Here is a 7,657-nt window from a genome sequence, read left to right as displayed (position 1 = left end):
AACAGTGATCTTGGCCGACACGGTTCTAGCAGGAGCTCCGTCCCATTTCAGGCGACTTGACGCAACCGCCCAAGGCTCTATCTACACGGCGTTGCAACTAGTTCCGCGACGCCATGCGCGAGATCATCGGCCGCTCCGCCGGCGCGCAGATCGTCCTGCACACGCCCCTGGTGGTCAGCCACGGCGGCCGCGCCGCCCGCGCCGAACTGCCCGCCTACTGCCAGGCCGTTCGCGAACTCGCCGCGGAGACCGGCGCCCTGCTCGTCGACCACGAGGCCCACTGGCTCGCCGAGTTCCCCGACGGCGAGGCCCTCCTGTGGCTCGACGACCCCGCCCACCCCAACGCCGCCGGCCACCTCCGCATGGCCAACCACACCCTGCGCACTCTGGGCCTGGGTGAACTCACCGAGCTGTGACGGACGGGTGCCGCTGGCCGGCGTTCACTCGTGAGCGGACGGCCACCGGCACCAACGTCTCTGCCCCACTCCCGACCAGCCGAGCTCGACTCTCGCTGCTTGATCACGGGCGTGCTTGCGGACAGACTGCGACCCATGAGGCTCACAGGCATATCCACCGACACACGAACCGCCCACGTCGAAGCGACCCTCTCCTTGCGGGGCAGGCGCACCGGTGAGCGCTGACCTGCCCTACTTCCGCTACCACCCCGAACCCGTCGCCAGCGAATCCATCCGCGAGAGCACCGAGACCTGTGCCTGCTGCGAGCGCGCCACGGGCTGGATCTACACCGCGACCTTCTACACGGCCCAGGACGTCAGCGGGCGATTCTGCCCTTGGTGCATCGCCGACGGCAGCGCCGCCGAACGATTCGAAGGAGACTTCACCGACTCGTACGGACTCGACGGCGTCAGCACGGAGATCCTTGAGCAGGTCACCCGCCGCACCCCGGGCTTCCGCGCCTGGCAGGACCCACACTGGCTTGTCCACTGCAACGACGCCGCCGCCTTCATCGGCGAGGTCGGATACGCCGAACTCGCCGCCCGTCCCGAGGCGCTCGACCAGCTCCGGGCCGACCTTCGAATGGGCGGCTGGCACGACGCATCCCAGCTCGAGAGCTTCCTGACTCACCTCGGGCAGGGCGCAAGCGCGATGCTCTTCCGCTGCACCGGCTGCGGCACCCACCTCGCCTACGCCGACGCGTCATAGCGACGGCCCGGCCCGGCACGCGCGTTCCCTTCCAGGGGTCCCGCGTTCACGGTCGAGCCAGCGGACGAAGGTCGGGCACGTGGTTCAGGGAGAGCCCCGCGGTCACCCAGTCAACCGAGTCGTCGGCGACCGTGTCGAGTACACATCCGTCGTCGACGGTGTAGACCACCGTGCCGGGCCCGGTTGTCCCGGCGGCCCGCGAGTGCCCGGGTGTCCTTCTTCGTGGACAGGTGCGGGGAGAAGTTGTCGAGCACGATCGCGATCCGGACCTCGGGCGGGTCTGCCATCCGGACAGCCTGACGACATCGCGCCGTGCGGACCAGCATCCGAACGGCGCGTCACGTCACCGCGGGGCAAGGGTTCTCTGATTCTGACCGGCGCTATACGCCGGTGGCGCCGTCGATGCGTTCCCTGACCAGGTCGGCGTGACCGTTGTGGCGGGCGTACTCCTCGATCATGTGGACGTAAATCCAGCGGAGGCTGACGTCCTGTTCCATGAAGCGGCCGGTGTCGGCCAGAGCACGGCTGGCGCAGTGCTCGCGGGCTCGGGCGATTTCCGTGTGCCAGGTGCCGAGAGCGTCGCGCAGGGTGGCGCCCTCGGTCAGATCGAAGCCGCCGTCGGGACCATGCGGGTCAGCCTCTGGGTCGTAGATGGACGGTGCCTGTTCTCCGGCGAACACCCGGCGGAACCAGTTCCGCTCCACCTCCGCCATGTGCCGGACGAGACCGGTCAGAGTGAGGCCGGACGGCGGCACGGAAGCGACGGCAGCCTGCTCGTCGTCCAGGCCCTCGCATTTCATGGCGAGTGTTGCGCGATGAAAGTCAAGCCAGCTTTCGAGCGTGGTGCGCTCGTCGGCGTTCAGGGGCGGCAGAGGGCGTTCGACAGTGGTCACCCGGTCGATTATCGTCGCCGGCCGAACCTGTTGGCAGGCAGACTCACAACAGGGCGAACGTTGCCTGATGCGGCACTGGATCATGTTGAAGTCGTTCAGAGCGGAACCGGCCCGCAGGAGTTCCGCATACCAGTCGGCGATGGTGTCCCAGGAGTCAGTCATCAAAACCTGGACGCCACCCATGTGTTCCGGGTGCCTCCACCGATTTTCCTGTCGCCCCAGCCCTTGGAACCAGTCGTCTGGCCTAGCCATGCTGCGGCTCGGTCCTCGAAGCCATCGAGGACCGAGCCGCAGCATGTTGGCTCACGTGTCGAACGTGATCACCGGCGCCCCCGTGTTCCGGGTGAGGAAATGCAACAGGTTGGCGAAGCCGCGCGCGTCGTCGATCGCCTTGTGGGTGTGTTCCACGTCGCCGAGCCAGTGCGGGGGCAGCTTCGGCGCCGGAAGGTCAGCGGCCGGCCGCCCGGTCAGTGCCGCCGTGTACGAGCGCAGACACAGCGCCGGTCCGTGGAAGAGGCGATCGCGCTCGTACGGGCCCTGGTGCAGCCCGTACGGGGTGAACCGACGCAGGTAGTAGTCGATCCATGTGCCGTCGAACGACAACGGCGCCGCGGCGAAAGCCCGTTGGCCGGGCAGCGACCGGATCCACTCCACGTACCTGCTCATCACGTCGACGACGGGTTCCGGGTTCGCCGTCGCGGCCTCCCAGGTGCCCGGCTCGGAATCGAACCACTCCTTCGTGCGCGGGTTCGGCGCCGACCCGGGGAGCGGTTCGAGGACGGCCTCGAACTCGCCGAACATCCGACCGTCCATCGTCGCGGCAACGGACGCGAAGGCCCGCATCGAGTTCGGGCCCGCCCATGGACCGTCGACCTCGATGTCGGTCACCACGTACGTCCAGTCGCTGAGTTCAGTCATGCGGTCGACGGTACCGCCGCCACGCCCACGCGGAGCTGCGGGTCCCCGCACGGCTGCTTGAGAAGGCCACCCGTTCGTCAGTCAACGATCAGCAGGCTGGCCCCGTTCGGCGCGCTGGAGCGGTGCGCCTCGGCATCGTCGGCCACCTGGTAGCTGCCACCCCGGCCGGTGACCACGACGCGGCCGTCGTCGAGCGTCGTGACGAGCTCGCCCTCCAGGACGTACAGCACGTGCCCCTTGCGGCACCAGTGATCTGCGACGTACCCGGGGCTGTAGTCCACCCGGCGGACCCGAACCCCGCCGAAGTGCTGCACGCGGCTGGTCACCTCCCCGCTCTCACCTGGCTTGCGCTCCTCGCAGACCTGGCTCCAGTCGGTGGCGGTGAAGGGGAAGCCACTGAGATTCATACGGTCACGCTACCCCGCTGTCATGGACGTCATCCGCGGTGTGGCCCCGGCCCAACCGCGCGACGACCAGCCGCCGATCGTCGCGGACTTCCCGCGCGGCTGGGCCCGCCACCCGGAATTCCGCCTGCTCAAGTAGTCGGCGTGTCCGGGGACGGTACGGCGGTGACGAGACGGTGGATCTGGGCGGTCACCAAGTCGGTGCGCAGAGCGGGCGCATGTGCGGTGTCGTCGGCCATGAAGAACAGGACGCGGTTTTCGCCGACGGCCACGTAGAGGAAGACCCAGGTGAGTCCGCCCTGGGAGGTCATCGCGCCGGTGGGCAAGAGGATCCGGAAGCCCACGGCCGGGGCCTCCAGCGCGTCGGACGACACCGGTTCGACCTGCAGCTGGTCCCCGCCGTAGGGCTTGTCCGGCCGGAAACCGGTGCAGCCGCCGCCGTAGACGGCGTCCTTCAGCTTGTCGAAGCGCTCGTGCGACCGGCCACCGGGGATGCCGCCCACGTCTACAAGGGTTCGGTTGGCGAAGGTGTTGGAGCCGGTGACGTACCAGAGCCTGGTGGATCCGACCATCTGATCGGACATGACGGTGAGGACCGGTGCGCACGCCGGATACCGCTGGGCCAAGTCGGCCATCGCCTTCACCCCGCGGCCGGACAGTCCGCTGTCGGCTTCGGTGGTGCTGCCCGCTGGCAACTCGGCAACCGGCAGCAGTACGCCCGTCAACTGCCTGCCGGACAGCGGAAGGAGGGACCGCCAAGCGGTCGTGGCAACCGGCGGCACGGCGGACGGTGCATGGGCCGCGGGGGTATGGGCCGCAGGCGTTCGGCCTGATTCGGCCGGTGCGGTCGAGCAACCGACCATGAGGGCGAGCAGCGCCAGCGTCACCGGTGCCATGCGAGCGGCGGGCCTTGCCAAGGTCTCTCCTGTCTCGTGGCCCACGTCCTGGCCGTCCGTGGAAGCGGGACGCCGGTGGGCGCGGCCATTATGGCCACGGGCCTGGACAACGCGCCTCGGATTTTCCGTCGGCGAACGGCCCCGCAAGCAGGCCCTCGTGAAGGCAGTTGCGACGCGGAACGAACGATCATCCCAGTGGTCAGTTGTCCCCGAGTGCCAGCTTGATGCCGAAGCCGACGAGTACCGTGCCGGTGATCGCGTCGATGACCCGCTGCACCGAGTCGCGGTTCAGCCACCGGCGGACGAGCTGGGTGCCGAATATCAGCGCGCTGAACCAGACCAGCCCCTCCAGATCGTGCACGGTCGCCAGGACGACCCCCATCAGCAGATGCGGGGCGCCGCTGGGGATGAACTGGGGCAGCATAGCCATGTAGAAGACGCCGTTCTTCGGGTTCAGCAGGCTGGTGCCCAGCCCGCGCGCCCAGGACCGTACCCACGTCGCCTCCGCGGTCGCGACTCCCGCTCCGCCGGTCGCGTCCCCCGACACGGGCCGGCCGCGCTCCTTGAGCGTCCGGCGGATCATGCCGATCCCCAGCCACGCCAGGTACCCGGCACCGGCCACGCGCAGCGCGTCGTACAGCAGATGGGACGCCGTGAGCACCGCCGAGGCACCGACCGCGGCGGCCACGCCCCACACGAGCACCCCGCAGAGGATCCCCAGCGCCGTCGCGAAGGCCCGACGCCTGCCCAGGGTGATGGCGGACCGCAGCACCAGAGCGGTGTCCAGGCCCGGCATGATGGTCAGCATGCCTGCCACGACGGCGAAAGAGGCGATAGCAGAGGAAACGGTCATGCGGCCATCCTGAAGTCGCGGCCGCGATCACGTCCAATGCGGTCTGCTTCACCGCGCATCAGCAGGAGTGATGCCGCTCTGCTCGCACGGCCAGACGGGCGGCGATTCCCTGCCGCCGAGCCGAGTCGGGGGACTCGGCTCGGCCTCGCCGCCGCACGGCGGCGCGGTCAGGCGGGTATGCCTCGCTTCGGGTTCTGGTCCTGGCGCTCGGGGTCGGTGCGGTCGTCGGCCTTGGGCATCCGGAGAGCCGTGATCACGCCCAGGGCGACGGTGGCGAACGCGAGCGCGAGGAGCACGGCGAAGGCGGCGCCGATCAGGAAGGTGGCGGTACTCGGTCTCATCCCAGCGCACTCCCTTCGAGGTCCCGGAGGAGGTCGAGGAGGTTGAGCAGAGTGCTCACGGGCGCGTTGCCGAAGTCGACCAGGATGCGGCCGTCGAGGGTCGTCTCGGTGACGGTGGCGGAGCCCCAGCGGAGGCCGAAGGGACCTCCGCGCTCGTGCAGTTCGCCCAGGAGGGTGGCGACCTGCGGCTCGGTGTGGTCGCGCAGCCGGGGGTCGGTGGGCGCGACGGGTGCGCGGCGGGGGCTCACGAGACGGAGTCCAGCTCATACCAGACGATCTTGCCGCGCTTCTGGGGGTCGACGCCCCAGCGGTGGGTGAGGCCTTCGACGAGCTGGAGGCCGCGGCCGGACTCGCCGAGGCCGGAGGGGGTGCGCTGCTGCGGGAGGGCGTCGTTCTCGTCGGAGACGCAGACGCGGAGGGTGCAGCTGAGGAGGGAGAAGTAGACGACGGGGGCGGCGGTCTCGCCGTGCCGCCAGGCGTTCACGATGAGCTCGCAGAGGGCGAGTTCGGCATTGAAGATGGTCTCGGGGTCCCAGTTGTTGCGGGTCAGGACGTCCCGCAGGGCCTGCCGGGAGAGGGCGAGCGAGGGCGTGTTACGGGTGCACATGGAGACCTCCATGAGGCTGTGGTGCGGAAAGGAAGGAGAGAAGGAGGCGGCGGATACGTCGCCGTGAGCCAGGCCAGGGCGTGGCTGGTTGATGCCGCGCGTGGCTGCTCTGCGGTGCGCGGGCAGCAGGCGCCTACTGCCCGGAAAGACAGGTGTTACTGACGACCCGTCGGATCGATGTGAGCACGACCATATCGCCGATCCATGAGAAATTTTCCATGGATCTGGAATGTTCCCTCTAACGTGGCACCAGCAACCCGGAAATGGACCGTCGCTCTGGCACGCGGCACACTGGGGTCACCCTCGCACTGGAAGGAACCAATGGCTCGCACGAACCCAACACTCCGCCAACGTCGGCTTGGCGCAGAGCTGCGAAGGATGCGAGAGCAGGCCGGCTTTGGTGGCAGCCAGCTCGGTCGCGCCGTCGGGATGAACCCGGCCCAGGTGACACAGATGGAGTCGGGAAAGATCGGCATCAGCGTGGAGCGGCTTCACACGATCGCTGCGACATGCATGTGCGTCAATCAGCCTCTGATCGACGCGCTCTCCGACATCATCACAGACCGAGGCAAGAGCACCTGGTGGGAGGACTACAGGGACAGCCTGGCTGCGGACTTCCTTGAGGTTGCGGAGCTTGAGAGTGGTGCACGGCAGCTGACGACGTATTCAACTTCCTTCATCCCAGGCCTACTCCAGACCGGCGCCTACGCATCAGCCCTGTTCGCACAGACCTACCCGCCGCTGCCTCACCATGAGATCGACCTCAGAACGGCCTTCCGCATGCAGCGGCAGCGAGTGGTCCGCTCCGGGGCCGCGCCCTACACGGCGTTCATCCATCAGGCAGCCCTGCACATGCAGTTCGGCGGACCGGAGGTGCTCACTGACCAGCTCAAGGCACTCAGCGTAGACTCGGAGCATCCGAGCATCTCCGTTCGAGTGGTGCCGTTCAGTGCTGGTGTCGTCCCGAGTCCCAGCGAGAACTTCACCTACGCGGAGGGGTCGATCACCGAGCTGGACACCGCGCAGATGGACACTGGCCACGGCATCCATCTCTTCGATGCGCCAGCCCATCTCGCGAGGTTCCGCGCCTTGATTTCACAGATGGACATCACAGCCCTCTCCGAGCAGGATTCACGAGAGTTGATCAGGTCCGCCAAGGAAGAGATGGAACACAAGCATGGCTAGCTCCGAATGGCAGAAGTCCAGCTACTCCGGCGCAACGGACAACTGCGTCGAAGTCCGCACGGTCGACGGGCTGGTGGAAGTCCGTGAGTCCGACGACGCCGACATAGTCGTCCGTACCACCGCCTCCAACTTCGCCAGGCTCCTCCAAGCCGCCAAGGCCGGCGAGTTCGACCACCACGCCAACTAACCCAGCGGCCCTTCGCTCAACGGAGCGAAGGGCCGCTGCAGGGCGCGATCCCTCAAGGTCACACGGGCGGCATCAGATCGCTCTCGCTGATGGTGTACGTCAGCGGGGGGTAGGGACCCGTAAGGAAACTACTGCTGGTTTCGGGTTAACTCCACGGATCGGCATGGTAGATGAGCTGCTGTGGCGATCCCGGATGATGTCCTGGCGGT

At 67.9% G+C, this 7,657-nt stretch carries 12 protein-coding genes; 4 read left to right on the top strand and 8 right to left on the bottom strand.

Going from position 1 to position 7,657, the window contains the following annotated elements; genetic code table 11:
• Nucleotides 1–113 precede the first annotated feature (113 nt).
• Nucleotides 114–416: an SGNH/GDSL hydrolase family protein gene (locus ACGF12_RS37615; RefSeq protein WP_393040856.1), complete on the top strand. Its 303-nt coding sequence runs from the start codon at nucleotides 114–116 to the stop codon at nucleotides 414–416.
• Nucleotides 417–630: 214 nt separating this feature from the next.
• Nucleotides 631–1,164, top strand: coding sequence for a CbrC family protein (locus ACGF12_RS37610; RefSeq protein ID WP_393040853.1), 534 nt, complete (start codon nucleotides 631–633; stop codon nucleotides 1,162–1,164).
• Nucleotides 1,165–1,544: 380 nt separating this feature from the next.
• Here the strand turns inward: ACGF12_RS37610 and ACGF12_RS37605 are convergent, their stop codons facing one another.
• The 8 genes from ACGF12_RS37605 to ACGF12_RS37570 form a co-directional block, all read right to left on the bottom strand.
• On the bottom strand, nucleotides 1,545–2,057 hold the full coding sequence (locus tag ACGF12_RS37605) for a DinB family protein (RefSeq protein ID WP_393040859.1): 513 nt from the start codon (nucleotides 2,055–2,057) through the stop codon (nucleotides 1,545–1,547).
• Between the two features lie 303 nt (nucleotides 2,058–2,360).
• The gene (locus tag ACGF12_RS37600; protein WP_393040849.1) at nucleotides 2,361–2,975 is read right to left on the bottom strand and encodes a hypothetical protein; all 615 of its coding nucleotides are present in this window, start codon (nucleotides 2,973–2,975) and stop codon (nucleotides 2,361–2,363) included.
• A 77-nt stretch (nucleotides 2,976–3,052) separates the two neighbouring features.
• A complete protein-coding gene (locus tag ACGF12_RS37595; RefSeq protein ID WP_393040846.1) occupies nucleotides 3,053–3,382 on the bottom strand; it encodes a DHCW motif cupin fold protein in 330 nt (109 codons plus the stop codon).
• Between the two features lie 128 nt (nucleotides 3,383–3,510).
• Nucleotides 3,511–4,266, bottom strand: a complete 756-nt coding sequence (locus tag ACGF12_RS37590; RefSeq protein WP_393040843.1) for a hypothetical protein — start codon at nucleotides 4,264–4,266, stop codon at nucleotides 3,511–3,513.
• Between the two features lie 208 nt (nucleotides 4,267–4,474).
• A complete protein-coding gene (locus ACGF12_RS37585) occupies nucleotides 4,475–5,128 on the bottom strand; it encodes a LysE family translocator (RefSeq protein WP_393040840.1) in 654 nt (217 codons plus the stop codon).
• Nucleotides 5,129–5,295: 167 nt separating this feature from the next.
• Complete coding sequence (locus ACGF12_RS37580; protein ID WP_393040837.1) at nucleotides 5,296–5,469, bottom strand: hypothetical protein; 174 nt, start codon at nucleotides 5,467–5,469, stop codon at nucleotides 5,296–5,298.
• Nucleotides 5,466–5,717: a hypothetical protein gene (locus ACGF12_RS37575; RefSeq protein ID WP_393040835.1), complete on the bottom strand. Its 252-nt coding sequence runs from the start codon at nucleotides 5,715–5,717 to the stop codon at nucleotides 5,466–5,468. Before ACGF12_RS37575 ends, ACGF12_RS37580 begins: the two co-directional genes overlap by 4 nt.
• Entirely contained in the window at nucleotides 5,714–6,076 is a 363-nt protein-coding gene (locus tag ACGF12_RS37570; RefSeq protein ID WP_393040832.1) for an ATP-binding protein, read from the bottom strand. The genes ACGF12_RS37575 and ACGF12_RS37570 overlap by 4 nt, the downstream gene beginning before the upstream one ends.
• A gap of 204 nt (nucleotides 6,077–6,280) precedes the next feature.
• Between ACGF12_RS37570 and ACGF12_RS37565 the strand changes: the two genes are divergently transcribed.
• Both ACGF12_RS37565 and ACGF12_RS37560 read left to right on the top strand, forming a co-directional pair.
• Entirely contained in the window at nucleotides 6,281–7,261 is a 981-nt protein-coding gene (locus ACGF12_RS37565) for a helix-turn-helix domain-containing protein (protein WP_393040830.1), read from the top strand.
• Nucleotides 7,254–7,448: a DUF397 domain-containing protein gene (locus tag ACGF12_RS37560; RefSeq protein WP_393040827.1), complete on the top strand. Its 195-nt coding sequence runs from the start codon at nucleotides 7,254–7,256 to the stop codon at nucleotides 7,446–7,448. Before ACGF12_RS37565 ends, ACGF12_RS37560 begins: the two co-directional genes overlap by 8 nt.
• Nucleotides 7,449–7,657 lie beyond the last annotated feature (209 nt).

Source organism: Kitasatospora sp. NPDC048296 (assembly GCF_043201815.1).
Taxonomy (GTDB): domain Bacteria; phylum Actinomycetota; class Actinomycetes; order Streptomycetales; family Streptomycetaceae; genus Kitasatospora.
The sequence above is the reverse complement of the archived record's forward strand: the minus strand, read 5'-3'. Positions and strand labels throughout refer to the sequence as shown.

What these genes read in the sequence shown, in the direction of transcription:
- ACGF12_RS37615 (WP_393040856.1), top strand. Translation starts at nt 114, where the DNA reads ATGCGCGAGATCATCGGCCGCTCCGCCGGCGCGCAGATCGTCCTGCAC.
- ACGF12_RS37570 (WP_393040832.1), bottom strand. Translation starts at nt 6,076, where the DNA reads ATGTGCACCCGTAACACGCCCTCGCTCGCCCTCTCCCGGCAGGCCCTG.
- ACGF12_RS37595 (WP_393040846.1), bottom strand. Translation starts at nt 3,382, where the DNA reads ATGAATCTCAGTGGCTTCCCCTTCACCGCCACCGACTGGAGCCAGGTC.
- ACGF12_RS37580 (WP_393040837.1), bottom strand. Translation starts at nt 5,469, where the DNA reads ATGAGACCGAGTACCGCCACCTTCCTGATCGGCGCCGCCTTCGCCGTG.
- ACGF12_RS37560 (WP_393040827.1), top strand. Translation starts at nt 7,254, where the DNA reads ATGGCTAGCTCCGAATGGCAGAAGTCCAGCTACTCCGGCGCAACGGAC.
- ACGF12_RS37565 (WP_393040830.1), top strand. Translation starts at nt 6,281, where the DNA reads ATGAGAAATTTTCCATGGATCTGGAATGTTCCCTCTAACGTGGCACCA.
- ACGF12_RS37585 (WP_393040840.1), bottom strand. Translation starts at nt 5,128, where the DNA reads ATGACCGTTTCCTCTGCTATCGCCTCTTTCGCCGTCGTGGCAGGCATG.
- ACGF12_RS37600 (WP_393040849.1), bottom strand. Translation starts at nt 2,975, where the DNA reads ATGACTGAACTCAGCGACTGGACGTACGTGGTGACCGACATCGAGGTC.